The sequence below is a fragment of the Streptomyces sp. NPDC051243 genome (assembly GCF_044455405.1).
GTDB lineage: Bacteria > Actinomycetota > Actinomycetes > Streptomycetales > Streptomycetaceae > Streptomyces.
The window spans coordinates 76,297-102,072 of sequence record NZ_JBITES010000022.1 but is presented as its reverse complement, the minus strand read 5'-3'; the positions used below and the strand labels follow the sequence as shown (position 1 = coordinate 102,072).

The window sequence follows — 25,776 nt, the reverse complement described above, 5'->3', positions numbered from 1 at the left end:
GGAGTTGTCGGATCATGTCCGACAACGGGTGTGGCTTTCCGGCTCCGGGCCTGCACTCGTTCCTCTTCAAGCCGATCGCCACGGTCGGCGGGTTCGAGTTCAACAAGGTGATGCTGCTCGCGCTCATCACCACACTCCTGGTCATCACCTTCTTCTGGGCCGCCTTCGGCAAGGCCAAGGTGGTCCCGGGCAAGCTGCAGATGGTCGGCGAGGCCGGCTACGACTTCGTACGCCGCACCATCGTCTACGAGACCCTCGGCAAGAAGGAGGGCGAGAAGTTCGTCCCCTTGATGGTCTCGCTCTTCTTCTTCATCTGGATCATGAACATCTGGTCCGTGATCCCGCTGGCCCAGTTCCCGGTCTCGTCGATCATCGCCTTCCCGATGGTGCTGGCCGCGATCGTCTGGGTCGTCTGGGTCTCGCTGACCTTCAAGCGCCACGGCTTCGTCGGCTTCTTCAAGAACGTCACCGGCTACGACAAGTCGCTCGGCGCGGTGCTGCCGCTCGTCATGGTCATCGAGTTCTTCTCGAACCTGTTCGTCCGCCCGTTCACGCACGCGGTGCGACTCTTCGCCAACATGTTCGCCGGCCACCTGATGCTGGTCATGTTCACCGTCGCCTCCTGGTACCTGCTGAACAGCTGGATGATCCCGGCGGCCGGTGTCTCCTTCGTCATGACCATGGTCATGATCCTCTTCGAGCTCTTCGTGCAGGCCGTCCAGGCGTACGTCTTCGTGCTGCTGGCCTGCTCGTACATCCAGGGCGCTCTGGCCGAGCACCACTGAGCCCCGCCGCACCACAAGCCCCCAAGAACGTCCGGTGGCCAACCCCCGCCGGTCCATGAAAGAGAAGGAAGAATCAGCATGGCTGCCCTTGAGACCCTCGCCGCCGTCGAAGGCAACATCGGTTCCATCGGCTACGGCCTGGCCGCCATCGGCCCCGGCGTCGGCGTCGGCATCATCTTCGGTAACGGCACCCAGGCCCTGGCCCGCCAGCCCGAGGCCGCCGGCCTGATCCGTGCCAACCAGATCCTCGGCTTCGCCTTCTGTGAGGCGCTCGCCCTCATCGGCATCGTCATGCCGTTCGTCTACGGATGATCGAACCCTGACGAGCCACCCTTTCTACGAAAGGCATTGATGTGATCGCCAACCTGGTACAGCTGGCGGCCGAGGAAGAGCAGAACCCGCTCGTTCCTCCGGGCCCCGAGCTGCTCGTCGGCACCATCGCCTTCGCCATCGTGTTCTTCTTCTTCTGGAAGAAGCTGCTTCCGAACATCAACAAGGTTCTGGAAGAGCGCCGCGAGGCGATCGAAGGTGGTATCGAGAAGGCCGAGGCGGCCCAGGTCGAGGCCCAGAGCGTCCTCGAGCAGTACAAGGCCCAGCTCGCCGAGGCCCGGCACGAGGCCGCGCGTCTGCGCCAGGAGGCGCAGGAGCAGGGCGCCGCGCTCATCGCCGAGATGCGTGCGGAAGGCCAGCGGCAGCGCGAGGAGATCGTCGCCGCCGGTCACGCGCAGATCGAGGCCGACCGCAAGGCCGCGTCCTCCGCGCTGCGCCAGGACGTCGGCAAGCTCGCCACCGACCTGGCCGGCAAGCTCGTCGGTGAGTCCCTCGAGGACCACGCCCGGCAGAGCCGCGTGATCGACCGCTTCCTCGACGAGCTCGAGGAGAAGGCCGAGGCCGGACGATGAACGGAGCGAGCCGCGAGGCCCTGGCAGCCGCACGCGAGCGACTCGACGCGCTGACGGACAACACGTCCGTCGACGCGACCAAGCTCGCCGACGAGCTGGCCGCCGTCACCGCGCTGCTCGACCGCGAGGTGTCGCTGCGTCGGGTCCTGACCGACCCGGCGCAGGCCGGTGAGGCCAAGGCCGAGCTGGCCCAGCGCCTGCTCGGTGGCCAGGTCGGCGGCGAGGCCACCGACCTGCTGGCCGGCATGGTGCGCTCCCGCTGGTCGCAGTCCCGCGACCTGGTGGACGCGCTGGAGGAGCTGGCGGACACCGCCGACCTCACCGCCGCGCAGAAGGCGGGCACGCTCGACGATGTCGAGGACGAGCTGTTCCGGTTCGGCCGGATCGTCTCCTCCAGCACCGAGCTGCGCGCCGCGCTGACCGACCGCGCCGCCACCACCTCGGCCAAGAGCGAACTGCTGCGCAGCCTGCTCGGCGGCCGGGCCAAGGCGACCACCGAGCGTCTGGTGACGCGTCTTGTGACCGCGCCGCGTGGACGTAGCCTGGAGTCGGGACTGGAGTCCCTGTCCAAGCTCGCCGCCGAGCGCCGGGACCGCATGGTGGCCGTGGTCACCTCCGCGGTGCCGCTGAGCGACCGGCAGAAGCAGCGCCTGGGCGCCGCCCTCGCGAAGCTCTACGGCCGCACGATGCACCTGAACCTCGACGTGGACCCCGAGGTCGTCGGCGGAATCCGGGTGCAGGTCGGCGACGAGCTGATCAACGGCTCCCTCGCGGACCGCATCGAGGACGCCGGCCGCCGACTGGCGAGCTAGCAGCAACTCAATACGCAGTACGTACTTACGACGGCCCATGTTGGGCCGTGCAGAGGATTCACCTCTTTCAGGGGGGAGTCCCCATCCCCCCCAAGTGAAACTTCGGGCCCAACAAGGAGAGCAGGGAACCCAGATGGCGGAGCTCACGATCCGGCCGGAGGAGATCCGGGACGCGCTGGAGAACTTTGTCCAGTCGTACAAGCCGGACGCGGCCTCGCGCGAGGAGGTCGGTACGGTCACCCTTGCCGGCGACGGCATCGCGAAGGTCGAGGGTCTGCCCTCGGCCATGGCCAACGAACTGCTGAAGTTCGAGGACGGCACCCTCGGCCTCGCCCTCAACCTCGAGGAGCGCGAGATCGGTGCCATCGTCCTCGGTGAGTTCAGCGGCATCGAGGAGGGGCAGCCGGTGCAGCGCACCGGTGAGGTTCTCTCCGTCGCGGTGGGCGAGGGCTACCTCGGCCGCGTCGTCGACCCGCTCGGCAACCCGATCGACGGCCTCGGCGAGATCGAGACGTCCGGCCGCCGCGCCCTCGAGCTGCAGGCCCCCACGGTCATGCAGCGCAAGTCGGTGCACGAGCCGATGGAGACCGGCTACAAGGCCGTCGACGCGATGACCCCGATCGGCCGTGGCCAGCGTCAGCTGATCATCGGTGACCGCCAGACCGGCAAGACCGCCCTGGCCGTCGACACGATCATCAACCAGCGCGACAACTGGCGCACCGGCGACCCGAACAAGCAGGTCCGCTGCATCTACGTCGCCATCGGCCAGAAGGGCTCCACCATCGCGTCGGTCCGCCGCGCGCTGGAGGAGAACGGCGCGCTGGAGTACACGACCATCGTCGCCGCCCCGGCGTCCGACCCGGCCGGCTTCAAGTACCTGGCGCCGTACACCGGTTCGGCCATCGGTCAGCAGTGGATGTACGAGGGCAAGCACGTCCTCATCATCTTCGACGACCTGTCGAAGCAGGCCGACGCCTACCGCGCCGTGTCCCTGCTGCTGCGCCGCCCGCCGGGCCGTGAGGCCTACCCGGGTGACGTCTTCTACCTGCACTCCCGTCTGCTGGAGCGCTGCGCCAAGCTCTCCGACGACATGGGCGCCGGCTCGATGACCGGTCTGCCGATCGTCGAGACCAAGGCCAACGACGTCTCGGCGTTCATCCCGACCAACGTCATCTCCATCACCGACGGCCAGTGCTTCCTGGAGTCGGACCTGTTCAACGCCGGTCAGCGCCCCGCGCTGAACGTCGGTATCTCCGTCTCCCGAGTCGGTGGTTCCGCGCAGCACAAGGCGATGAAGCAGGTTTCGGGCCGTCTCCGCGTCGACCTCGCCCAGTTCCGTGAGCTGGAGGCGTTCGCCGCCTTCGGTTCCGACCTGGACGCCGCGTCGAAGGCGCAGCTGGAGCGCGGTCAGCGCATGGTCGAGCTGCTGAAGCAGGCCCAGTACGAGCCGATGTCCACCGAGGACCAGGTCGTCTCCGTGTGGGCCGGCACCACCGGCAAGATGGACGACGTGCCGGTCGCCGACATCCGCCGCTTCGAGAAGGAGCTGCTTGAGTACCTGCACCGCAAGGAGCAGGGCCTCATGACCTCCATCAAGGAGGGCGGCAAGATGTCGGACGACACCCTCGGCGCCGTCGCCGACGCCATCGCGGAGTTCAAGAAGCAGTTCGAGACCGCGGACGGCAAGCTCCTCGGCGAAGAGGCTCCGGCCGCCCCGAAGGCGACCAGCGCCTCCAAGTGACGTAAGGAAGGGACCTGACTCATGGGAGCCCAGCTCCGGGTCTACAAGCGTCGCATCCGATCCGTCACCGCGACCAAGAAGATCACGAAGGCGATGGAGATGATCGCCGCCTCGCGCGTCGTCAAGGCGCAGCGCAAGGTGGCGGCCTCCACGCCCTACGCGACCGAGCTCACGCGCGCGGTCACGGCGGTCGGCACCGGCTCGAACACCAAGCACCCGCTGACCACGCAGGCCGAGACGGTCACGCGGTCCGCGGTGCTGCTCCTGACCAGCGACCGCGGTCTCGCCGGTGCGTTCAACTCCAACGCCATCAAGGCGGCGGAGCAGCTCACCGAGCGCCTGGAGCGCGAGGGCAAGGAGGTCGACGTCTACATCGTCGGCCGCCGTGGTGTGGCGCACTACAACTTCCGTGAGCGCAAGATCGCGGAGTCGTGGAGCGGTTTCACCGACGAGCCCACGTACGCGGACGCCAAGAAGGTCGCGGCTCCGCTGATCGAGGCGATCGAGACGGCGACGGCCGAGGGCGGCGTGGACGAGCTCCACATCGTCTACACCGAGTTCGTGTCGATGATGACCCAGCAGGCGCTGGATGCGCGTCTGCTGCCGCTCAGCCTCGAAGAGGTCGCGGAGGAGGCTACGTCCAAGGGCGAGCTTCTCCCGCTGTACGACTTCGAGCCCTCGGCGGAGGACGTCCTCGACGCCCTGCTGCCGCGCTACGTGGAAAGCCGTATCTACAACGCGCTGCTCCAGTCGGCCGCCTCCAAGCACGCCGCCACGCGGCGCGCGATGAAGTCGGCCACCGACAACGCGGGCGAGCTGATCAACACGCTCTCCCGTCTTGCCAACGCGGCCCGCCAGGCCGAAATCACCCAGGAAATCAGCGAGATCGTCGGTGGCGCGAGCGCCCTGGCCGACGCGACCGCGGGGAGTGACCGCTAATGACCACCACTGTTGAGACCGCGACGGCTACGGGCCGCGTCGCCCGGGTCATCGGCCCGGTCGTCGACGTGGAGTTCCCCGTCGACGCGATGCCGGACATCTACAACGCGCTTCACGTCGAGGTGGCCGACCCGGCCAACGCCGGCGAGAAGAAGACGCTGACCCTGGAGGTCGCCCAGCACCTGGGTGACGGCCTGGTCCGCACCATCTCCATGCAGCCCACCGACGGTCTGGTCCGCCAGGCCCCGGTCACCGACACCGGCGACGGCATCACCGTCCCGGTCGGCGACTTCACCAAGGGCAAGGTGTTCAACACCCTCGGTGAGGTGCTGAACGTCGACGAGACCTACGACGGCGAGCGCTGGTCCATCCACCGCAAGGCCCCGAACTTCGACGAGCTCGAGTCGAAGACCGAGATGTTCGAGACCGGCGTCAAGGTCATCGACCTGCTGACCCCGTACGTCAAGGGCGGCAAGATCGGTCTGTTCGGCGGCGCCGGCGTCGGCAAGACGGTGCTCATCCAGGAGATGATCTACCGTGTCGCCAACAACCACGACGGTGTGTCCGTGTTCGCCGGTGTCGGTGAGCGCACCCGTGAGGGCAACGACCTCATCGACGAGATGAGCGAGTCCGGCGTCATCGACAAGACCGCGCTGGTCTTCGGTCAGATGGACGAGCCCCCGGGCACCCGTCTGCGCGTCGCGCTGGCCGGCCTGACCATGGCCGAGTACTTCCGTGACGTCCAGAAGCAGGACGTGCTGTTCTTCATCGACAACATCTTCCGCTTCACGCAGGCCGGTTCCGAGGTGTCGACCCTGCTCGGCCGTATGCCCTCCGCGGTGGGTTACCAGCCGAACCTGGCCGACGAGATGGGTCTCCTCCAGGAGCGCATCACCTCGACCCGTGGTCACTCGATCACCTCGATGCAGGCGATCTACGTCCCCGCGGACGACCTGACCGACCCGGCCCCGGCCACCACCTTCGCCCACCTCGACGCGACGACGGTTCTGTCCCGTCCGATCTCCGAGAAGGGCATCTACCCGGCCGTGGACCCGCTGGACTCCACGTCCCGGATCCTGGACCCGCGCTACATCGCGCAGGACCACTACAACTGCGCCATGCGCGTCAAGGGGATCCTGCAGAAGTACAAGGACCTCCAGGACATCATCGCGATCCTCGGTATCGACGAGCTCAGCGAGGAGGACAAGCTGGTCGTCCAGCGTGCCCGCCGCGTCGAGCGCTTCCTGTCCCAGAACACGCACGTCGCCAAGCAGTTCACCGGTGTGGACGGCTCGGACGTGCCGCTGGACGAGTCGATCGCCGCGTTCAACGCGATCTGCGACGGTGAGTTCGACCACTTCCCGGAGCAGGCGTTCTTCATGTGCGGTGGTCTCGAGGACCTCAAGAAGAACGCGAAGGAACTGGGCGTCTCCTGACGCACCGGTGTTCTTGAGCCTTGAGCTCTGGACAGAGGGGGCGGGGCACGTCCCGCCCCCTCTGTCACGCCTACTGCTGCATTTGCCTGGGGGATAACCCCCAGACCCCCAGCAGGACCCTGGGGCGGGGCCCGACACATTGGCGCTCGGCGCCCTACTAGACTTATACGCAACACCCGGCAGGAGTGCCGGGTGGTGACCCGAGGAGCCACCTTGGCTGCTGAGCTGCACGTCGCGCTGGTCGCCGCCGACCGTGAGGTCTGGTCGGGCCAGGCCACCCTGGTCGTCGCGCGCACCACGTCCGGCGACATCGGCGTCATGCCCGGTCACCAGCCGCTGCTCGGTGTGCTGGAGTCGGGCCCGGTGACCATCCGTACGAGTGAAGGTGGAACCGTGATCGCCGCGGTGCACGGCGGTTTCATCTCGTTCGCGGACAACAAGCTGTCGCTGCTGGCCGAGATCGCCGAGCTGTCGGACGAGATCGATGTCCAGCGCGCGGAGCGGGCACTCGAGCGCGCGAAGTCGGACGACGACGCGTCCGCCGAGCGCCGCGCGGAGGTCCGCCTGCGGGCGGCGACGGCGCGCTGACCCACGGGGTCACCTCTCGGGCCCTTTAGGCTCTGGGGGAGCGCACGCGATGACGTCACTCAGCCGCGGCTGGGACCGGAGTGATCCGGTGCCGGTCGCGGCTGAGGCAGATATGGAAGTTTTTTCCGTTCCGTTACCTAGGAGACGAGGAGGTCGGTGTCGATGGTCCTCGCTCTGACTGTGTGCGGAATCGTTGTCGCCCTGGTGGTGCTGGGGCTGTTCGTCTTCGGCCTGCGCCGCAGGCTCATCCAGCGCTCCGGCGGCACCTTCGACTGTTCCCTGCGCTGGGACGTACCCGAGAAACCCGACACCAGCGGCAAAGGCTGGTCCTACGGCGTCGCCCGCTACAACGGCGACCGCATCGAGTGGTACCGCGTCTTCTCCTACGCCTACCGCCCGCGCCGCATCCTGGAGCGCTCCGCGATCGAGGTGGCCGGCCGCCGCGTCCCCGAGGGCGAGGAGGAGCTGGCGCTCCTGTCCGACCACGTGATCCTCGTCTGTCTGCACCGGGGCACGCGCCTGGAACTCGCCATGAGCGAAGACGCGCTGACCGGTTTCCTCGCGTGGCTTGAGGCAGCCCCGCCCGGTCAGCGCGTCAATGTGGCTTAGTACGCCGGTCAGTTGAGCCCGTTGTTGATGGCGGTCACCAGTTCACCGTTGCTGCTGTCGCCGCTGAACTCCCAGAAGAACGCGCCGCCCAGGCCCTGGTTCTTGGCCCAGGTCATCTTTCCGGCGATCGTCGACGGGGTGTCGTACGACCACCAGTTGCTGCCGCAGTGCGCGTACGCGGTGCCGGCCACGGTGCCGGTGGCCGGGCAGGAGTTCTTGAGGACCTTGTAGTCCTCGATGCCCGCCTCGTAGGTGCCGGTCGCCGGACCCGTGGCGGTGCCGCCGGGGGCGGACTGGGTGACGCCGGTCCAGCCGCGGCCGTAGAAGCCGATACCGAGCAGCAGCTTGCTCGCGGGTACGCCCTTGGCCTTGAGCTTGGCGATGGCGGCGGCGGAGTTGAAGCCCTCCTTCGGGATGCCGGTGTACGACGTGAGCGGCGAGTGCGGGGCGGTGGGGCCGGTCTTGTCCCAGGCGCCGAAGTAGTCGTACGTCATCACGTTGTACCAGTCGAGGTACTGGGCGGCGCCGCCGTAGTCGGCCGCGTCGATCTTGCCGCCGGACGAGGCGTCGGCGGTGATGGCCGCGGTGACCAGGTAGTTCGAGCCGAACTCGGCACGCAGTGCCTGCGAGAGGTTCTTGAAGGCCGCGGCACCGGATGTGTCGCAGGTCAGGCCGCAGGCGTTCGGGTACTCCCAGTCGATGTCGATGCCGTCGAAGACGTCGGCCCAGCGCGGGTCCTCGACCACGGCCTTGCAGGACTTGGCGAACGCGGCCGCGTTGGCCGCCGCCTGGCCGAAGCCGCCGGAGTAGGTCCAGCCGCCGAAGGAGTACAGCACCTTGATGTGCGGGTACTTCGCCTTCAGCTGGCGCAGCTGGTTGAAGTTGCCGCGCAGCGGCTGGTCCCAGGTGTCGGCGGTGCCGCTGACGGACTGGTCGGCGGTGTAGGCCTTGTCGTAGGCGGCGTAGGTGTCGTCGACGACGCACTTGCCGTCCTTGACGTTGCCGAACGCGTAGTTGATGTGCGTGATCTTCGAGGCGGAACCGGAGGTCACCAGGTTCTTGACGTGGTAGTTGCGGCCGTAGACGCCCCACTCGGTGAAGTAGCCGAGCTTGACCTTGTTGCCGGTGGGGGGCGGCTCGGTGGTGCCGCCGGTGGTGCGCACCGCGCGGGCGCCGCTGACCGGGCCGGTCTGGTCGGCGGTGTCGCGGGCCTGGACGGTGTAGGAGTAGTCGGTGCCGGCGGTCAGGCCGGAGTCCGTGTACGAGGTGGTCGTCACGGTCGCGACCTTGGCGCCGTCACGCAGGACGTCGTAGTTCTTGACGCCCTTGTCGTCGGTGGCGGCGGACCAGCTGAGCTTCACCGAGGTGTTGGTGATGTCGGAGGCGGTGGGGGTGCCCGGGGCGGACGGTGGGGTGTCGCCCGGGACGCTGCCGCCGTCGCAGCTGCCGCCGTTCAGCTTGCAGTTGGCCGGGGCGCCGGAGCCGGTGCCGTTGAAGCCGAAGGTGACGGAGGCGCCGGGGGCGAGGGAGCCGTTCCAGGACTTGTTCCTGGCGGTCCAGTGGGTGCCGGAGGAGGTGACGTCGGCGTCCCAGGCGGAGGTGACGGAGGTGCCGGAGGGGAAGTCCCACTCGACGGTCCAGGAGCTGATGGTGGTGTCGCCGGTGTTCTTGACGGTCCACTTGCCCTCGAAGCCGGAGCCCCAGTCCTGGGTCTTGGCGTAGGTGGCGGTGGCGGACGTCGCGGCCTCGGCGGGGCTCGCGAGGCCGACGAGACCGGCCAGGGGGAGCAACAGTGTCGCGAACCCTGCCGCGGCTCTGTGTCTGAAGCGCATGTCGCGCCTCCTTGTTGGGGAGTTGTGGGGCATGACTGAGCCTCACGCCCACTCATGGTGCGGTGAGGATAGAAAGGTCTGGACCACAGGTCAATAGGTCTGGACCAGTAGCCTCTCGGTCCGCGAGGGGCCGATTTCCGGCTCCGCTAGATCCCCAACTCCTGCGCCAGTACGGCCGCTTGGACCCGGCTGCGCAGTTCCAGCTTCCCCAGCAGCCGGCTGACGTGCGTCTTGACCGTCGCCTCGGCCATGTCGAGCCGGGTCGCGATGTCGGCGTTGGACAGGCCCTGTCCGAGGCAGGCCAGCACCTCGCGCTCGCGGCGCGTGAGGGAGTCCAGGACGGACGGGTCGGCCGTCGACTCCCGGACGGGCTTCGCGGCGAACTCGGCGATCAGGCGCCGGGTGACGGCCGGGGCGATCAGGCCCTCCCCGCGCGCCACCGTCCGGACCGCCTCCAACAGGTCGCGGGCCTCGGTGTTCTTCAGCAGGAACCCGGACGCGCCGGCCCGCAGCGCCCCGAACACATACTCGTCGAGGTCGAACGTGGTCAGCACGAGCACATCCGCGAGCCGCTCCTCGACGACCCGCCGGGTGGCGGACACACCGTCCAGGCGTGGCATCTGAACGTCCATCAGGACCAGGTCCGGCCTGAGCTCCCGAGCCAGTTCCACCGCCTGTTCGCCGTCCGCGGCCTCGCCGACCACCTCGATGTCGGGCGCGCTGCGCAGGATGAGGACGAGTCCGGCACGAACGGCGGACTGGTCCTCGGCGACGAGGACGCGGATCATGCGGTCGCTCCTTCTTCCTGGGTCTCGGCAAGGGGCAGGGACGCGCGTACGGTCCAGTGATCCCCGTCCGGCCCCGCCTCGAACGTGCCGCCCAGCAGCGCCGCCCGCTCCCGCATCCCGATCAGCCCGGAGCCCGAGCCGGGAGCACGGGGCACGTCCCGGTCGCCGTACGGACTGCTCACCGCCACGGTCAGCGAACCGTCCCGCCGGGCCAGCCGCACCGTGACGCGGCCGGGGCAGGCGTGCTTGAGGGCGTTGGTCAGCGACTCCTGCACGATCCGGTAGGCGGCGAGCTCCACCGGGGCGGGGGCGCCGCCGTCGTACCCGGTGTCGAGGCTGACGTCGAGTCCGTTGGCGCGGGCACCCTCGACCAGGACGGTGAGGCCGTCGAGGGTGGGGACGGCGGAGGGCTCGTGGTCACCGCCGCCGTCGCGCAGGATGCCGATCAGCCGGCGCATCTCGGCGAGCCCCTCGACGCTGTTCTGCCGGATGACGGAGAGGGCCTCGCGGGAGGTCGCCGGCTCGTCGATCGAGAGCGCGGCCGTGGAGTGGATGGCGATCGCCGAGAGATGGTTGGCGACCATGTCGTGCAACTCCCGGGCCATCCGGGAACGTTCGGCGGCGACGGCCTGGGCCCGGCCCTTCTCGGCGAGCAGGGCGGTCTGTTCCGCGAGCAGGCGGGCGGCCTCGGCGGCGTCACGGTGGTTGCGCACGATCCAGCCGGTGGCGGCGGGGGCGTACGCCACGATGCCGACGACCACGCCGATCAGCAGCGCCTCCGAGACGCGCCACACCGCGAACGGCACCAGCGTCCCGGCCACCGTGAGCAGACCGGTGATCCACTGGATACGGCGGGCCGAGGCGAGCGGGCCGTACAGCACGGCCGCATAGACGATGTCGGTGAACATCAGGACGGTGGCCAGGCTGCCCTGGGTCACGACGTCCGCACAGACCGCGGGCGTGGCGATCAGCAGGGCCGTGCGGGGGGCCGTCCGGCGCAGCAGCTCGCAGCCGGCCAGCACGGTGAGCGGCACCAGGATCGGCCAGGGGCCGTCGAAGAGCGTGATCGGGTCCTTGGCGGGCCGCGTGCCCAGGCCGATGCCCACCAGCAGCAGGCCGCCGAGCAGCCCGCCGAGGGCGACGTACACGTCGAAGCGGTGGGGGCGGGGCAGGGGCATGACTCCATCCAACACGGTGTGCGCGACCGGCGCCTGATGCCGGGGAAGGGTCCCGTACTGCATCTTTCGATGTACGGCGAGTTCGTCATCGCCGACGACGAGAGCGGCGGGTCCCGACGGGAGCCTGGAGAGGTGACCGAAGGGAGCAAGTCGTGATCGTCGCCCTCATCATCGCCTGCGAGGTCGGCTTCTGGGTGCTGCTGGCACTGGGCCTAGCCGTCCGCTACCTGCTGAAGTGGCGCCGGACGAGCGTGGTGCTGCTGCTGTGCGAGCCGGTGCTGGAACTGGTCCTGTTCGTCGCCACGGCGATCGACCTGAGGAACGGCGCGGAGCCCGGCTGGGAGCACGGGCTGGCGGCGTTGTACATCGGCTACACCGTGGCGTACGGCCACTACACGATCCGTTGGCTGGACGGGCACGCCGCCCACCGCCTGGCCGGGGCGCCCAAGCCGGTCGGGCCGCCCCGCTACGGCATACCGCGTGCCCGGCACGAGGGACAGCTGTGGCTCCGTACCGTCCTGGCGGCGGCCGTCGCGTGCGCGCTGCTCCAGGGGGCGGTCTGGTACATCGGCGACGACGGGGATGTCTCCTCGCTGCGGTCCTTCCAGTGGGCGGCTCTCAGGGCAGCGGGCATCCACGGCCTGGTTGCCCTCGCCTACCTGATCTGGCCGAAGAAGGAGCCCGGTGTCAGCGCTCCCCGCCCGGGACCCAGAGCACGTCCCCGACGCCCTCGTTGGCCGTCCGGGCAAGGATGAACAGCAGGTCCGATAGCCGGTTGAGGTAGGTCGCCGTCAGGGGGTTCATCGTCTCGCCGTGGACCTCCAGTGCCGCCCAGGTCGAGCGCTCGGCCCGGCGTACCACCGTGCAGGCCTGGTGCAGCAGGGCCGCTCCCGGGGTACCGCCCGGCAGGATGAAGGACCGCAGCTTCTCCAACCGCTCGTTGAAGCGGTCGCAGTCCGCCTCCAGCCTGTCGATGTAGAACTGCTCCACCCTCAGCGGCGGGAACTCCGGGTTCTCCACCACCGGCGTCGACAGGTCCGCGCCCACGTCGAACAGGTCGTTCTGCACCCGGGTGAGCACCTTGACGATCTCCGCGTCCAGGTTCCCCAGCGCGATCGCCGTCCCGAGGACCGCGTTCGCCTCGTTGGCGTCCGCGTACGCGGAGATCCGCAGATCGGTCTTGGCGACCCGGCTCATGTCGCCGAGGGCGGTGGTGCCCTGGTCGCCGGTCCTGGTGTAGATGCGCGTCAGATTGACCATACGGCCAATCTAGACGCTGCCTCCCGGACCGCCGGCACCCCTTCTTTCGTACGTTCATTCTTGTGCCGCACCCGTGTCCCGGATGGGCGGGTGTCGTTGGTGGGAAGAGGCGTCAATCCACGTGGACGCGCAAGGCATTGGCCGTGGGACTGGGCGCCGTGACCGGCATCTCACGCCGTGAGACCGTGACTCGCGTTACTAACCGGTCACACAGTGCCTCACGGACGCTAAGGTCCGCCGAAGAGGCAATCGTAAACAGCGTGTAAGCGCACGCGCAGTCATGCTGCCGTGATTCAAAGGGGAGTCGTCAGTGGCACGGAAGCTCGCCGTCATCGGGGCCGGACTCATGGGTTCCGGCATCGCCCAGGTCTCCGCTCAGGCGGGCTGGGACGTGGTCCTGCGTGACGTCACCGATGAGGCGCTCAAGCGTGGCACCGACGGCATCAAGGCCTCGTACGACAAGTTCGTCAGCAAGGGCAAGCTCGAGGCGCACGACGCCGATGCCGCGCTCGCCCGCATCACCGCGACCACCGACCTGGACGCCGCCGCCGACGCGGACGTCGTCGTCGAGGCCGTCTTCGAGAAGCTCGAGGTCAAGCACGAGATCTTCCGCACGCTCGACAAGATCGTGCGCGAGGACACCGTGCTCGCCTCCAACACCTCCGCCATCCCGATCACCAAGATCGCGGCGGCCACCGAACGCCCGGAGCGGGTCGTCGGTGTGCACTTCTTCTCGCCGGTGCCAATGATGCAGCTCGTCGAACTCGTCCGCGGGTACAAGACGAGCGACGAAACCCTCGCCACCGCGCGGGAGTTCGCCGAGTCCGTCGGCAAGACCTGCATCGTCGTCAACCGGGACGTCGCCGGCTTCGTCACCACCCGGCTCATCTCGGCGCTCGTCGTCGAGGCCACCAAGCTCTACGAGTCGGGTGTCGCGACCGCCGAGGACATCGACCTCGCCTGCAAGCTGGGCTTCGGCCACGCCATGGGCCCGCTGGCCACGGCGGACCTCACCGGCGTCGACATCCTGCTGCACGCCACCAGCAACATCTACACCGAGTCCCAGGACGAGAAGTTCGCCCCGCCGGAGCTGATGCGCCGGATGGTGGACGCGGGTGACATCGGTCGCAAGAGCGGGCAAGGCTTTTACAGCTACTGAGCATTCGTAAAGCACCGCACATCCCCTGAGCGCATCACGCGATGGGGTGAATTCGGTATCGGTTCGCTTACAGACGGCAACCTCAGGCCGCTCAACGCAGTCAGAGGTTGCATCACCGGCCACAGCGAAGACTCATAGCGAACACAGCCACAGGCAACCACGGGCACAGACACAGACTCGCATCGCGGAGCACGAACGCACGCTTGGGGAGCGCATATGCACATCAGGGGCGACCACGCCGAGCTGGTCGTCGGGGGCCGCCTCGACGTCCGCAGCGCGGCGGACGCCCGTACGGTCCTGCACTCGGCCGTCGACGACGGAGTCGGCGACCTGGTGCTCGACCTGTCCGAGCTGGAGTTCTGGGACGCCACCGGACTCGGGGTGATCATGGGGGCCCACCGGAGGGCCGGCCGCTGCGGCCGGCGCCTGGTGCTGCGCGGCGTGCCGCCGCAGATGCAGCGCCTGCTGGTGGCCACCCGGCTGCACCGGATCCTGGCGATCGAGGGCGGCATCGGGGTGGAGTCACTGCCCCGGGTGTGACGCCCGGCACGGGTGGGACGGGACAGTAGGGCGTTCCGGTTGCGAAGCGCACCTCATGCACAATCCTCATGAGACTGTGACGTCTCGGACGGCGCGGTACCCCGATCTGTCGTAGATACTGTGCGAAGGTTTAGGGTTCGGCTGCCCGCCGAGTAGACAAACCCCTTCGAGCGGGCCCGGACCAGAAGCGACAGCGCGGTGTGCAAAGGCCGGGAGGGGCCCGGGCCTGTCACCGGAGACAGGGCCTACAGCACACGACGCTTTTGGGGGGCTTGAACCTATGGACCCGAACAACCGGGGACCCGAGGAGTACGGCCACGAGGCCGGCGGCCAGTCGTCGCGCCAGCGCCCGCCCCGGGATTCCCTCACATCCGACTTCGGACAGCACTCGCCCGCACTCGCCCGCACCGTGCAACTGGTCACGGGCGACTTCCTGCTCACGGTCAACCCCGTCGACGGCAGCGAGATCGAGGCCTGCCCGCCGGCGGAGCGCCCCGCGCGGCCCGAGAAGCTGACCCCGGCCGACCGTGCCGAGGCCGACCGCGCCGCCAGACCGCCCGTCCCGCCCGGCCCGGCCCGTCCGGCACACCCGCTGCCGGCCCGCCAGGACGAGCGCGAGCAACTGGTACGGATGCTCGCCCGCGGCCGCTCCGTACGCCTCGTCGGCTCCCCGGGCGCCGGCCGCACCAGCCTCCTCGACCTCGTCGCCGACGACTGCGCCGACCTCGCCCCCGACGGCGTGGTCCGCCTCACCGGCTTCCACCGCACACCCGACGACCTGCTGTACGACCTCTTCCACGCCGTCTACAGCGCGCCCCTGCACCGCCCGGACCGGGACGAACTGCTCACCCTCGTCCGGGAGATCGGCGCCGTCGTCGTCCTGGACGACATCGAGTTCGGCGGCGCCGCGCTGGACGAGCTGCTGGACGCGACCCCCGAGTGCGCGTTCGTCATCGGTGCCACGCCCGACGTGCCCGCGCCGTCCGCCGACGCCGGCATCGAGGACGTCGTCCTCGGCGGTCTCGGTCGTGCCGAGAGCGTGGAGCTCCTGGAGCGCGGCGTCGGCCGGGTCCTCACCGAGGACGAGCTGAACTGGGCCGGCGACCTGTGGTTCGAGTCGGAGGGCCTGCCGCTGCGGTTCGTCCAGGCCGGGGCACTGCTGCGGCAGCGGGACCGGCTGCGGGCCGGCGCGGACGCCGTCGACGAGTACGGCGTCTTCGAGGACGCCCCGCCGGTCGACGCGCCCTTCGACGCGCCGTTCGGCGGCGAGCCCGGCGCCGAGGAGGTGCCGCTTCCCTCGCTCGGCGAGGCGGCGGGACCGGCACCGCTGCTCGCCTCACGGCTCAGCGCCTCGGCCCGCGCCACCCTGAAGTTCGCCGTCGCGCTCGGCGGTGAGGTGCCGCACCAGGCGCATCTGCCCGCGCTGGTCGGTGACACCCACGCGGACGCCGCGCTGGGCGAGCTGGCCGACTGCGGGCTGGTCTCCCCGGTCGGCTCCCGCTACCGCCTCGCGGCCGGGGTGCAGGCCCAGCTGGAGGCCGCCGGATACGCCGAGGACGTCCAGGACAAGGCCCTCACCGCCGCCCGGCACTACACCTGGTGGGCAGGGCACCCCTCGGTCACGCCGGAGCGAGTCTGCGCCGAGGCCGACGCCGTGCTCGCCGCGCTGGGCGTACTGGTGCCCGTGACCACGCCGCCCGCCGAGGACGAGGAGAGCCCGGCCGTGCAGCTGGCCCGCACGGCCGCGCCCGCGTTCGCCGCGGGGCTGCACTGGAGCGCCTGGGAGCGGGCGCTGCGGGCCGGCGCCGAGGCCGCCCGCCTGGCCGGTGACGTCTCCGAGCAGGCGTACTTCCACCACGAGTTGGGCATCCTCGCGCTCTGCGGCGGCCGGCTGGACCGGGCCCGCACCGAGCTGGAGACGGCCATCGGGCTGCGCGGCGCCCTCGCCGACAAGCGCGGCACGGTCGCGGGCCGCCGCGCCCTCGCCCTGGTCTCGGACCGCTCCGGTACGACACCGGGAGCGGCCGCGTTCGCCGCCACGGCGGGCGAGGAGGTGCCGGACGCGCGGTACGAGGAGTCGCAGTCGCCGCCCGGCGGGGTGCCGACCGCGTTCCCGCCGGCCGGGGACACCACGACGCTGGTCACACACCAGGCGTCCGCCCCGTCGTCTCCGGCGGGCTCGCACAAGGGCCGTGGCGGAGTCCGGAACTTCGCCAAGCGCAACCTCGTCGCGGCCGGCGCGGGCGCGCTGCTCGTTGCCGTGCTCGGCACGGTGGTGACGCTGGGCGCGACCTCCGACAACGACCCGAACGCCCCGGCCGACCGGGTCGGCGTCAACCCCTCCGCCAGCCAGGGCACCGGCGACGACAGCCTGGGCGCGGACAAGGCCGAGGGCGACGACGCCAAGGGCACCGGCGACACCGGCACGGCCACGAGCCGGCCCACGGATCCGGGCCCCGACGGTACGTACGGGACGTCGGACGACCCGACGCCGACGGACGGACCTACGGAGCCGTCGGACGATCCGAGCGGTACGAACAGTTCCGGCGGCGGTGCGACGAGTTCTCCGACGAAGCCGACATCGAAGCCGTCGTCCTCGTCGCCGAAGCCGACTCCCACGCCGACCCCGACCCCGACACCTACGCCAACTCCCACGCCGACCCCGACACCGACGCCGACTCCGACTCCGACGCCCACACCATCCACCTCGGATTCGGCCAGCGGCCCGGCCCCGTCCAGCCCGGCGGCGACCACGAGCTCGGCGAGCGCGCCGGCATCCAGTGACGCGGCCACCACGAGCAGCAGCCCGGACGCCGTAATCTGACGCCCTGATCAGGACAAGAGGGCCGGGTCCGTCACGCGGACCCGGCCCTCACCGTCGTAGAACTGTCAAGAACTGCTGGGAACGGTCAGGATCTGACAAGAACCGTCGGTCAGAACAACCGCAACTTGTCGTCCTCGATCCCCCGCATCGCGTCATAGTCCAGAACCTGGCACCCGATCCCCCGGTCCGTCGCCAGCACCCGGGCCTGCGGCTTGATCTCCTGGGCCGCGAAGATGCCGCGGACCGGCGCGAGATGGGGATCCCGGTTCAACAGCTCCAGGTAGCGGGTGAGCTGCTCCACGCCGTCGATCTCGCCCCGGCGCTTGATCTCGACCGCGACCGTCTGGCCCTCGGCGTCGCGGCACAGGATGTCGACCGGGCCGATCGCCGTCATGTACTCGCGGCGGATGAGCGTGTAGCCCTCGCCCAGCGTCTCGATGCGGTCGGCGAGGAGTTCCTGGAGGTGCGCTTCCACGCCGTCCTTGATCAGGCCGGGATCCACGCCCAGTTCGTGCGAGGAGTCATGGAGGATCTCCTCCATCGTGATGATCAGCTTCTCGCCCGCTTTGTTGGTGACCGTCCAGACGTCCTGCTGCTCGCCCTCGCCCTCCTTCAGGGTGCAGGGCGGCGACATCCAGTTGAGGGGCTTGTAGGCCCGGTCGTCCGCGTGGATCGAGACGCTGCCGTCCGCCTTGACCAGGATCAGACGGGGCGCCGAGGGCAGATGGGCGGTGAGCCGGCCCGCGTAGTCGACGGAGCATCGGGCAATGACGAGACGCATGGTCGGCAACGCTACTCGACGGGCCGCAGTGGACGCGATTCGCCCTGGGGGAGTCCGTATGACCCCGGACTGCCCCTGTTCATTTCTGGCCGATTGTGTGCCTAACGGGGACCGTCCATGTACGCAATCTCCTGGTGCCGTCACCGTCCGTTGCCTACCGTATTAAACGGGAGGTCGCGAGGCGTGTACACAGCGTGTCCGATATCGCGAACTTCCCTATCTGTCCGGCAACCCCTGCTGCTGCGGGGGTGCGAGAGGAGAACCCATGTCGCTCGACGTCTCACCGGCCCTACTCGAACAGGCCGAGCGAGGCGAGGTCGACGAAGCCGCCTTCGTCGACTGCGTCCGGACCTCCCTGCCCTATGCATGGGAGATGATCAGCTCCCTGGTGGCCCAGCTGAAGGTCGACGGCGGTGCGTTCGCCGACAACCAGACGCCCCCGCCGGACGAGCAGGCACGTGGCCAGCTGCTGCGTGCGCTTGCGAGTGACGCGATACGCGGCGCGCTGCAGCGGCACTTCGGGGTGCGACTGGCCTTCCAGAACTGCCACCGGGTGGCGGTGTTCCCGCTTGACGGCTCGGTCGACGAGTCGCTCGCCCGCTTCACCTCGGTCCGCAGTCAGGTGCTGAACCAGTCCCCGGAATTCCGGGACTGCTGACGCAGTGAGCCGATTGCTTGCCGCTCCTTACGCGGGAGGTGCATTCAGTAGTGGGGCGGCAAGCCCTCCTGGCGGCCCGGGCGTTCAGGTGTGACGCGGCCGTGCGTCCTCGGCGAGGCGGTTCAGCCGAGGTGCGGCAGTACTTCGGCACCCAGTCGCCGTACGTTCTCCTCGGTCGCCGCCAGGTCGCCCGAGCCCTCGACGAGCAGGGCGAAGCGGGAGATGCCGGTCCGTTCGCTGGTCGCCGCCAGGCGGTCGGCGCACAGGCGCGGGGTGCCCACCGGGTGCAGCCCGCAGAGCAGTTCGGTGTAGGCGAGCGGGTCGCGCATCGCGCGATGGCGGCCGTCCACCGTCACATGGGCCTCCAGGCCCTGCCGCAGCCAGCCGGGCATCGCCTTGGTGAGGGCCTCGACCGCGTCCGTGCGGCGGTCCGCGATCTGGCAGACGCCGGCCGACACATGGGCCGCGCCATGGATCTCGTCCGCCGGCCGCCCGGCCGCGCGGGCGTACTCCCGCCACAGGGCGACCATCTCGGCCTTCTCCTCGTCGCCGACGTGCATCCCGAGCAGCATCGGCAGCCCGCGCTCGGCGGCGAGACGCACGCTCCTCGGTGACGTACACGCGACGACGACCTCGGGCCCCTCCGCCTCCGTGAGGCACTCCGACGGCCTTGGCACGACGGGGACTTCACGGAAGCCGAACCGCTCGCCGGCGGCCGCGACCGAGGGTTCGCGCAGCCAGCGCAGCAGCAGATCGAGTGATTCCGGGAAGCCCTCCTCGTACGCCTTGAGTCCCTGGCCGAACACCTCCAGATCGACCCACGGCCCGCCGCGCCCCACGCCCAGCGTGAACCGCCCGCCGGAGGTGATGTGCAGCAGCGCGGCCTGTTCGCCGACGGCCACCGGGTGGGCGGTGGGCAGCACACTGACCGCCGTGCCGACCCGCAGCCGCCTGGTGCGGCCGAGCAGTAACGCGGCCAGGGTGATCGCGGACGGACAAGTGCCGTACGGCACGAAGTGGTGCTCGGCGAGCCAGACGGTGTCGAGCCCCGCTTCCTCGGCGACCTCGGCGGAGCGGACCGCGCGGTGCAGCGCCTCCCCGTCGCCCTGTCCCGGGAACCGGGCCGCCAACACGAAACTTCCTACGCGCATTGCTTTTTCCTGCTTCCTTGGCTCCGACGCGGAGCTCCCCCACCCGGCATAACCCTCTGACACGTGCCTAGGACACGGCTTGACGAAGAGATTTGCGGATTGTCTGCAGAATGGATCGCCGGAGTGAGGGACTTGTGGGGGTTGGTCCCGTACGGCTACCCCTGTCCGGGCCGCGTAGGCTGGACATGACGTGCATCCTGTATAGCCCCGTGAGGTGTTCCGTGTCCCCGCGTCGCAACCGACCGCATGGCCCCAAGGGCGCTGCCTCGTCCGGGCGCAGCGCCGAGGACGACCGTTCCGGCCGTTACGGCGGCTGGCAGTCCACGGAGAGCTGGGGCGGCGAGGACTGGAACGTACGGCATGTGGCAGGGGCGAGCGCGCAGGGCAAGGCGTACCGCTGCCCGGGCTGCGACCAGCTGATCCCGGACGGCGTCCCGCACGTCGTCGCCTGGCCGGACCACTCGGGCGTCGACGACCGCCGCCACTGGCACAAGGCGTGCTGGAACGCGAAGGACCGCCGCACCACGCGGGTGCAGCGGTCCCGTAACGCGCCGAGGTTCTGAACGCGCCGAGGTTCTGAAGGCGGACTACACGTCCCGCCTCTCCAGCAGCGCGTAGGCGCCGGCGAACGCGGCCGCCGTCACACCGAGCATGATCCACAGCGGATCCCAGCCGGACGGGCCGGAGTCGGAGAGGGACTGCTCGTAGAAGACGCTGAGCTGGTTCGGGATCGAGTACTCGAGCAGGGCCTGCTGCAGGTCCCGCAGCGACTCCGAGAACATGAACATCGCGATGACCAGCGGGGCCAGCAGCACGCCGATCATGATGGTGATGGCGCCCGCCGAGTGCCGGATGATCGAGCCGACGACGAGCGAGAGCAGGCCGAGCAGCGCGATGTAGAACGAGACGCCGACCGTACCCTTCAGCCACTCCTGGCCGGTGGGCTCCCGCGCGTCCAGCATGCCCACGTCCGCGAGGGCGACCAGGACGGCCGACGCCAGCGTCACCACGAAGGCGACCGCGAAGAACACGATCGCCTTCGCCGCCAGCACCCGGGGCCGGCTCGGGCACGCGGTCATCGTGGTGCGGATCATGCCGGTGCCGTACTCCGAGGCCGTGGTCAGCACGCCGAGCGTGATGATGCACATGCTGCCGAGCAGCAGCCCGAAAAAGCCGAACGACAGCGGGTTCTGCCCGCGCACGCCCTCGTCCGGCGCGTTGCCGGCGACCAGCGCGGCGGCCGCCAGGCCGATGCCGACGACGAGGAGTACGAACACGCCGAGCGTCCACATCGTGGAGCGCACCGACCGGATCTTCGTCCACTCCGAGGCGAGCGCGTGCCCGAGGTGCGTACGCACGACGGGGATCGGCGAGGTGTAGGTGGGGTACGACGAGCCGGGCGCCGCCTGCCAGTTCGGTGCGGCGGTCTGCGGCATCGGGGGCTGGGGCGTGCTCATCGGGCGTCCTCGGGCTTGGTCGGGGCGACAGGGGCGGAGGGAGCGGCGGCCGGCTCGGTGGCCGGCGTGGGCGGCTGGCCGGGCGCCTGCTGCGGCGGGGGCACGGCGGCGGCCTGCGGCACGGCGGGCTGTCCCGGAGCCTGGCTGGGCGGTGTCTGGGCCGCCTGCTGGGCGTAGGGGTTGGCCGTGCCCGCCTCGGGGGCCGAACCGGGCGCCGTGGGAGCGCCGTAGGGACCGGCGGGCGCCTGGCCCGGCGCGCCCTGCGGCGGGGCGAACGGCTGCCCGCCCTGCTGGGGCGGCGGCGGGGGGTACCAGCCGGGCTGGCCCTGACCCGGGATCGGCATCGGCGGCTGCGCGCCCGGCGGCAGCTGCTGCTGGAGCCCTTCCTTCTGGTCGACCGTGGAGCGGTAGTCGACCGCGCCCTGCGTCATCCGCATGTACGCCTCCTCCAGCGAGGCCTGGTGCGGCGACAGCTCCCACAGCCGTACGTCGGTGTCGTGCGCGATGTCGCTGATGCGGGGGAGCGCCAGCCCGGTCACCCGCAGCGCGCCGTCCTGCTCGGGCAGCACATGGCCGCCCGCCTCGGTGAGCGCGCCGGCCAGCTTCTCGCGCAGCTGCGGCTCGGTGTCGGGGGTGCGGACCCGGGCGAAGCCGGCGGAGTTCGCCGCGATGAAGTCCCTGACGCTCATGTCGGCGAGCAGCTGCCCGCGCCCGATGACGATCAGATGGTCGGCGGTCAGCGCCATCTCGCTCATGAGGTGCGAGGAGACGAAGACGGTACGGCCCTCGGCCGCCAACGACTTCATGAGGTTGCGCACCCAGAGGATGCCCTCGGGGTCGAGGCCGTTGACCGGCTCGTCGAACAGCAGCACCTGAGGGTCGCCGAGCAGCGCGGCGGCGATGCCGAGGCGCTGGCCCATGCCGAGCGAGAAGCCCTTGGAGCGCTTCCTGGCCACGTCCTGCAGGCCGACCACACCCAGCACCTCGTCCACCCGGCGGGCCGGGATGCCGGACAGCTGGGCGAGGCACAGCAGATGGTTGCGGGCCGCGCGGCCGCCGTGCACCGCCTTGGCGTCCAGCAGGGCGCCGACCTGGCGGGGGGCGTTGGGCAGCTTGCGGTAGGGGTAGCCGCCGATCGTCACGCGCCCCGCGGTCGGGTTGTCCAGGCCGAGGATCATCCGCATCGTCGTCGACTTGCCCGAGCCGTTGGGGCCCAGGAAGCCGGTGACGGCGCCGGGCCGCACCTGGAAGGACAGGTTGTACACAGCGGTCTTGTCGCCGTAGCGCTTGGTCAGGCCGACTGCCTCGATCATGCTCCGCACCCATCGAAAGGTTCAGGACAGCGGGGCACACGCCCCCCGTAAGGGTTAGGAGGATACCGAGGCGCTGACGGTTCCACTCAAGAGCGAGTAAAACCTTGCACCACTGGTGGCCGGAGACTCTAGGCGTCCCGCTTCTTGAGCGTCACGTACCCGCCCGCGATCGCCGCGATCACCCACAGCGCCATGATCCCGAGCCCGCCCCAGGGGCCGTACGGCTTGGCGTCGTCGACAGGCGTGACCACCTGCATGATTCTGCTGCCGGCCTGGTCCGGCAGATACCGGCCGATCTTCTCGGTGGCCGAGACGTTGCCGAGGATGTTGGAGACCAGGAAGAAGAACGGCATCAGGATGCCCAGCGACAGCATCGGTGAGCGCAGCATCGCGGCGACGCCCATCGAGAACATCGCGATCAGGGTCATGTAGAGCCCGCCGCCGATCACCGCGCGCAGCACGCCCGGGTCGCCGATCTCCGCCCGGTGCTCGCCGAGCATCGCCTGCCCGAGGAAGAAGGTGACGAAGCTGGTGGCCAGACCGACCGCGAGGGAGAGGACGGTCGCCACCGCGATCTTGCTGAAGAGAAACGTGGCACGCTGCGGTACGGCGGCCAGCGAGGTGCGGATCATGCCGGTGCTGTACTCGTTCGACACGACGAGCACCCCGAACACGATCATCGCGAGCTGACCGAGGCTCATTCCGGCGAAGCTGATGAACGTCGGGTCGAAGGAGAGCCGGTCCCGCTCGCTCATGGTGTCGAACTCGTTCGCCGACAGGCCCGAGATCAGCATGCCGAGCGCGATGGTGATCACCACGGCGAGCGAAAGTGTCCACACGGTGGAGGCGACGGACCGGATCTTGGTCCATTCGGAGCGGATGACCTGGGTGGCTGCCATGCTCAGCTCCTCCTCCAGTCCGCGCCCCACGCCTGCTGCCCGGGCGGCGCCCCCTGCGCGTGCGCGTGGTACTCCACCGACTCCGCGGTCAGCTGCATGAACGCTTCCTCCAGCGAGGCCTGTTGCGGGCTCAGCTCGTGCAGCACCACCCCATGCCGCGCCGCCAGTTCCCCGATCTGCTCCGCCTTGCCGCCGTCGACCTCCAGCGAGCCGTTGCCCGTCTCCACCGCCGTGATCCCGGCCGTGTGCAGCACATCGAGCAGCCGCTCCCGCTGCGGGGTGCGGATCCGGACGTACGACTTGGAGTTGCGCTCGATGAAGTCGGCCATGGTCGTGTCGGCGAGCAGCCGGCCCTGTCCGATGACGACGAGGTGGTCGGCGGTCAGCGCCATCTCGCTCATCAGGTGCGAGGAGACGAAGACCGTACGGCCCTCGGCGGCAAGGGATTTCATCAGGTTGCGGATCCAGTGGATGCCCTCGGGGTCGAGCCCGTTGACCGGCTCGTCGAACATCAGGATCCGCGGATCGCCGAGCAGGGCGCCCGCGATGCCGAGCCGCTGGCCCATGCCCATCGAGAAGCCCTTGGTCTTCTTGCGCGCGACCGCCGTGAGCCCCACCGTCTCCAGCACCTCGCGCACCCGGCGCTTCGGAATGCCGTTGCTCTGCGCGAGACACAGCAGATGGTTGTAGGCGCTGCGCCCGCCGTGCCAGGCCTTGGCCTCCAGCAGGGCGCCGATGTACGTCAGCGGGTCCTTGAGCTGGTCGTAGTGCTTGCCGTCGATACGGACGTCACCGGCGCTGGGGTGGTCGAGGCCGAGGATCATCCGCATCGTCGTGGACTTCCCGGCGCCGTTGGGGCCGAGGAAGCCCGTGACCATGCCTGGTCTGACGGTGAAGGACAGGTTGTTGACCGCCACCTTCTCGCCGTACCGCTTGGTCAGCCCCTCGAGCTCGATCATGCCGCCCACGCTAAAACGGGACAAAGCCCTCTGCCACCCCAGTGGCAGAGGGCTTTGCCAAAATTCAGCAGACGTGCGCCGGATCGTTACCGGGTCTGCTGGGCCGGAACCCCACGGGAGATCGGCTCGTCCTCGGCCGGGGTGCCGGCGGCGGCCACCGCGGCGCCCGTGAGGGTCGCCAGCATCTCGCGGACGTTCGTCAGCTGGGCGTTGATGCTGTCGCGGCGGTTGGTGAGAGCCGCGAGCTCACGCTCGGATTCCGAACGGATCCGGTCGGCCTTGGCGTTGGCGTCGGCCACGATGTCCTCGGCCTGACGCTGGGCCGTCTCCACCGTCTGGCGGGCCCGGCGCTCGGCGTCGGTGCGCAGCTTCTCGGCCTCCAGGCGCAGCTGCTCCGCGCGGTGCTCGATCTCGGCGAGGCGCTTCTCGGCCTTGGCCTGACGGGACGCCAGGTCGCGCTCGGACTGCTCGCGGCGCTTGGCGAGGTTCGTCTCGAAGTCGGCGGCGGCCTGCGCGGCCTTGGCGCGGGTCTCCTCGAAGAGGGCGTCGGCCTCCTCGCGCTTGGACTGCGCGTCCTTCTGCGCCTCGGCGCGCAGCTGGGAGGCGTCACTCTTGGCCTTCTCGACGATGCGGACGCCCTCGTCCTCGGCCTTGGCCTTGCGCTCCGCAGCGAACGATTCTGCGTCGTTGCGGACCTGCTGGGCCGCCGACTCGGCGAGCTCGCGGTGCTGCTCGGCGGCGCGACGCGCCTCCTCGCGCAGATCCTTGGCCTCTTCCTCGGCGAGGCGGAGGATCTTCTCGACGCGCGCGCCGAGACCCGCGTACGACGGCTCGGCGTCGGTGACGGCGGCCTGGGCGTTCTGCGTCTCGAGGTGGAGCTCCTCGATGCGCTTTTCCAGGGCGGTGATACGGGCCAGAGCGCTGTCGCGGTCGGAGACGAGCTTGGAGATGCGTTCGTCCACCTGAGCGCGGTCGTACCCACGCCGCACAAGCTCGAAGCCGTAGGGGGAAGTGTCGCTCATGGGGTTCCTGTCAAATGAGACCGGTGAGGTGATAGGTGGAATCCTAGGGGCCGAAGCGGTGTGTCATCGAGCGGATGCGTGTTTGATCTGGAGAATGACACCCCTTTTGGGTGGCTAAACCCAGGACTGCTTGCCAAAGATCT

The 25,776-nt window shown here is 69.6% G+C and carries 26 protein-coding genes; 15 read left to right on the top strand and 11 right to left on the bottom strand.

What is annotated here, in order from left to right; genetic code table 11:
* The first annotated feature begins 14 nt into the window (after positions 1-14).
* The 9 genes from atpB (at position 15) to ACIBAG_RS41050 (ending at position 7,812) form a co-directional block, all read left to right on the top strand.
* Positions 15-785 (top strand): F0F1 ATP synthase subunit A, encoded by a 771-nt coding sequence (gene atpB, locus ACIBAG_RS41090; protein ID WP_399112720.1) that lies wholly within the window; start codon positions 15-17, stop codon positions 783-785.
* Between the two features lie 78 nt (positions 786-863).
* Positions 864-1,097 carry an ATP synthase F0 subunit C gene (atpE, locus tag ACIBAG_RS41085; RefSeq protein WP_031485821.1) on the top strand — a complete coding sequence of 78 codons (234 nt, stop codon included), beginning with the start codon at positions 864-866 and terminating at the stop codon, positions 1,095-1,097.
* Between the two features lie 41 nt (positions 1,098-1,138).
* Positions 1,139-1,687: a F0F1 ATP synthase subunit B gene (locus ACIBAG_RS41080; RefSeq protein WP_031485820.1), complete on the top strand. Its 549-nt coding sequence runs from the start codon at positions 1,139-1,141 to the stop codon at positions 1,685-1,687.
* Positions 1,684-2,499: a F0F1 ATP synthase subunit delta gene (locus tag ACIBAG_RS41075; RefSeq protein ID WP_399112640.1), complete on the top strand. Its 816-nt coding sequence runs from the start codon at positions 1,684-1,686 to the stop codon at positions 2,497-2,499. Before ACIBAG_RS41080 ends, ACIBAG_RS41075 begins: the two co-directional genes overlap by 4 nt.
* A 133-nt stretch (positions 2,500-2,632) precedes the next feature.
* Entirely contained in the window at positions 2,633-4,240 is a 1,608-nt protein-coding gene (atpA, locus tag ACIBAG_RS41070) for a F0F1 ATP synthase subunit alpha (RefSeq protein WP_399112638.1), read from the top strand.
* A 21-nt stretch (positions 4,241-4,261) separates the two neighbouring features.
* Positions 4,262-5,179, top strand: a complete 918-nt coding sequence (locus tag ACIBAG_RS41065) for a F0F1 ATP synthase subunit gamma (RefSeq protein WP_399112636.1) — start codon at positions 4,262-4,264, stop codon at positions 5,177-5,179.
* A complete protein-coding gene (gene atpD, locus ACIBAG_RS41060) occupies positions 5,179-6,615 on the top strand; it encodes a F0F1 ATP synthase subunit beta (RefSeq protein ID WP_399112635.1) in 1,437 nt (478 codons plus the stop codon). Before ACIBAG_RS41065 ends, atpD begins: the two co-directional genes overlap by 1 nt.
* Positions 6,616-6,828: 213 nt before the next feature.
* Positions 6,829-7,203 carry a F0F1 ATP synthase subunit epsilon gene (locus ACIBAG_RS41055; protein WP_399112634.1) on the top strand — a complete coding sequence of 125 codons (375 nt, stop codon included), beginning with the start codon at positions 6,829-6,831 and terminating at the stop codon, positions 7,201-7,203.
* Between the two features lie 162 nt (positions 7,204-7,365).
* On the top strand, positions 7,366-7,812 hold the full coding sequence (locus ACIBAG_RS41050; protein WP_031485809.1) for a DUF2550 domain-containing protein: 447 nt from the start codon (positions 7,366-7,368) through the stop codon (positions 7,810-7,812).
* An 8-nt stretch (positions 7,813-7,820) separates the two neighbouring features.
* Here the strand turns inward: ACIBAG_RS41050 and ACIBAG_RS41045 are convergent, their stop codons facing one another.
* The 3 genes from ACIBAG_RS41045 to ACIBAG_RS41035 all read right to left on the bottom strand — a co-directional run bounded on the left by ACIBAG_RS41045 (position 7,821) and on the right by ACIBAG_RS41035 (position 11,610).
* Positions 7,821-9,644 carry a glycosyl hydrolase family 18 protein gene (locus ACIBAG_RS41045; protein WP_399112632.1) on the bottom strand — a complete coding sequence of 608 codons (1,824 nt, stop codon included), beginning with the start codon at positions 9,642-9,644 and terminating at the stop codon, positions 7,821-7,823.
* Positions 9,645-9,790: 146 nt separating this feature from the next.
* Positions 9,791-10,432 carry a response regulator gene (locus ACIBAG_RS41040; protein WP_399112630.1) on the bottom strand — a complete coding sequence of 214 codons (642 nt, stop codon included), beginning with the start codon at positions 10,430-10,432 and terminating at the stop codon, positions 9,791-9,793.
* On the bottom strand, positions 10,429-11,610 hold the full coding sequence (locus ACIBAG_RS41035; protein ID WP_399112628.1) for a sensor histidine kinase: 1,182 nt from the start codon (positions 11,608-11,610) through the stop codon (positions 10,429-10,431). Before ACIBAG_RS41035 ends, ACIBAG_RS41040 begins: the two co-directional genes overlap by 4 nt.
* 152 nt (positions 11,611-11,762) lie before the next feature.
* On the opposite strand from ACIBAG_RS41035, the gene ACIBAG_RS41030 reads away from it, so the two are divergent.
* Positions 11,763-12,365 (top strand): hypothetical protein, encoded by a 603-nt coding sequence (locus ACIBAG_RS41030; RefSeq protein WP_399112626.1) that lies wholly within the window; start codon positions 11,763-11,765, stop codon positions 12,363-12,365.
* Here the strand turns inward: ACIBAG_RS41030 and ACIBAG_RS41025 are convergent.
* Positions 12,298-12,870, bottom strand: a complete 573-nt coding sequence (locus tag ACIBAG_RS41025) for a cob(I)yrinic acid a,c-diamide adenosyltransferase (RefSeq protein ID WP_399112624.1) — start codon at positions 12,868-12,870, stop codon at positions 12,298-12,300. The genes ACIBAG_RS41030 and ACIBAG_RS41025 overlap by 68 nt on opposite strands.
* A 310-nt stretch (positions 12,871-13,180) precedes the next feature.
* On the opposite strand from ACIBAG_RS41025, the gene ACIBAG_RS41020 reads away from it, so the two are divergent.
* The 3 genes from ACIBAG_RS41020 to ACIBAG_RS41010 all read left to right on the top strand — a co-directional run bounded on the left by ACIBAG_RS41020 (position 13,181) and on the right by ACIBAG_RS41010 (position 17,393).
* Positions 13,181-14,029 carry a 3-hydroxyacyl-CoA dehydrogenase family protein gene (locus ACIBAG_RS41020; protein WP_399112622.1) on the top strand — a complete coding sequence of 283 codons (849 nt, stop codon included), beginning with the start codon at positions 13,181-13,183 and terminating at the stop codon, positions 14,027-14,029.
* A gap of 216 nt (positions 14,030-14,245) precedes the next feature.
* Positions 14,246-14,569 (top strand): STAS domain-containing protein, encoded by a 324-nt coding sequence (locus ACIBAG_RS41015; RefSeq protein WP_019760944.1) that lies wholly within the window; start codon positions 14,246-14,248, stop codon positions 14,567-14,569.
* 280 nt (positions 14,570-14,849) lie between these two features.
* Entirely contained in the window at positions 14,850-17,393 is a 2,544-nt protein-coding gene (locus ACIBAG_RS41010; protein WP_399112621.1) for an ATP-binding protein, read from the top strand.
* Between the two features lie 109 nt (positions 17,394-17,502).
* On the opposite strand, the gene nucS is transcribed toward ACIBAG_RS41010, so the two are convergent.
* The gene (nucS, locus tag ACIBAG_RS41005) at positions 17,503-18,174 is read right to left on the bottom strand and encodes an endonuclease NucS (protein ID WP_399112620.1); all 672 of its coding nucleotides are present in this window, start codon (positions 18,172-18,174) and stop codon (positions 17,503-17,505) included.
* A 265-nt stretch (positions 18,175-18,439) separates the two neighbouring features.
* Here nucS and ACIBAG_RS41000 point away from each other — a divergent pair, with 265 nt between their 5' ends.
* Positions 18,440-18,832, top strand: a complete 393-nt coding sequence (locus tag ACIBAG_RS41000; RefSeq protein WP_399112619.1) for an SCO5389 family protein — start codon at positions 18,440-18,442, stop codon at positions 18,830-18,832.
* A 122-nt stretch (positions 18,833-18,954) separates the two neighbouring features.
* Here ACIBAG_RS41000 and ACIBAG_RS40995 read toward each other — a convergent pair whose 3' ends face one another.
* Complete coding sequence (locus tag ACIBAG_RS40995) at positions 18,955-19,983, bottom strand: LLM class flavin-dependent oxidoreductase (RefSeq protein WP_399112618.1); 1,029 nt, start codon at positions 19,981-19,983, stop codon at positions 18,955-18,957.
* Positions 19,984-20,204: 221 nt separating this feature from the next.
* Between ACIBAG_RS40995 and ACIBAG_RS40990 the strand changes: the two genes are divergently transcribed.
* The gene (locus ACIBAG_RS40990; RefSeq protein WP_399112617.1) at positions 20,205-20,546 is read left to right on the top strand and encodes an ATP/GTP-binding protein; all 342 of its coding nucleotides are present in this window, start codon (positions 20,205-20,207) and stop codon (positions 20,544-20,546) included.
* A 24-nt stretch (positions 20,547-20,570) separates the two neighbouring features.
* On the opposite strand, the gene ACIBAG_RS40985 is transcribed toward ACIBAG_RS40990, so the two are convergent.
* From ACIBAG_RS40985 to ACIBAG_RS40965, 5 genes are all read right to left on the bottom strand, one after another.
* Positions 20,571-21,440, bottom strand: coding sequence for an ABC transporter permease subunit (locus ACIBAG_RS40985; RefSeq protein ID WP_399112615.1), 870 nt, complete (start codon positions 21,438-21,440; stop codon positions 20,571-20,573).
* Positions 21,437-22,753: an ATP-binding cassette domain-containing protein gene (locus ACIBAG_RS40980; protein ID WP_399112613.1), complete on the bottom strand. Its 1,317-nt coding sequence runs from the start codon at positions 22,751-22,753 to the stop codon at positions 21,437-21,439. The genes ACIBAG_RS40985 and ACIBAG_RS40980 overlap by 4 nt, the downstream gene beginning before the upstream one ends.
* A gap of 128 nt (positions 22,754-22,881) precedes the next feature.
* The gene (locus ACIBAG_RS40975) at positions 22,882-23,652 is read right to left on the bottom strand and encodes an ABC transporter permease (protein WP_399112611.1); all 771 of its coding nucleotides are present in this window, start codon (positions 23,650-23,652) and stop codon (positions 22,882-22,884) included.
* 2 nt (positions 23,653-23,654) lie between these two features.
* Positions 23,655-24,611: an ABC transporter ATP-binding protein gene (locus tag ACIBAG_RS40970; RefSeq protein WP_399112610.1), complete on the bottom strand. Its 957-nt coding sequence runs from the start codon at positions 24,609-24,611 to the stop codon at positions 23,655-23,657.
* A gap of 86 nt (positions 24,612-24,697) precedes the next feature.
* Entirely contained in the window at positions 24,698-25,633 is a 936-nt protein-coding gene (locus tag ACIBAG_RS40965) for a hypothetical protein (protein ID WP_003997840.1), read from the bottom strand.
* Positions 25,634-25,776: the final 143 nt, after the last annotated feature.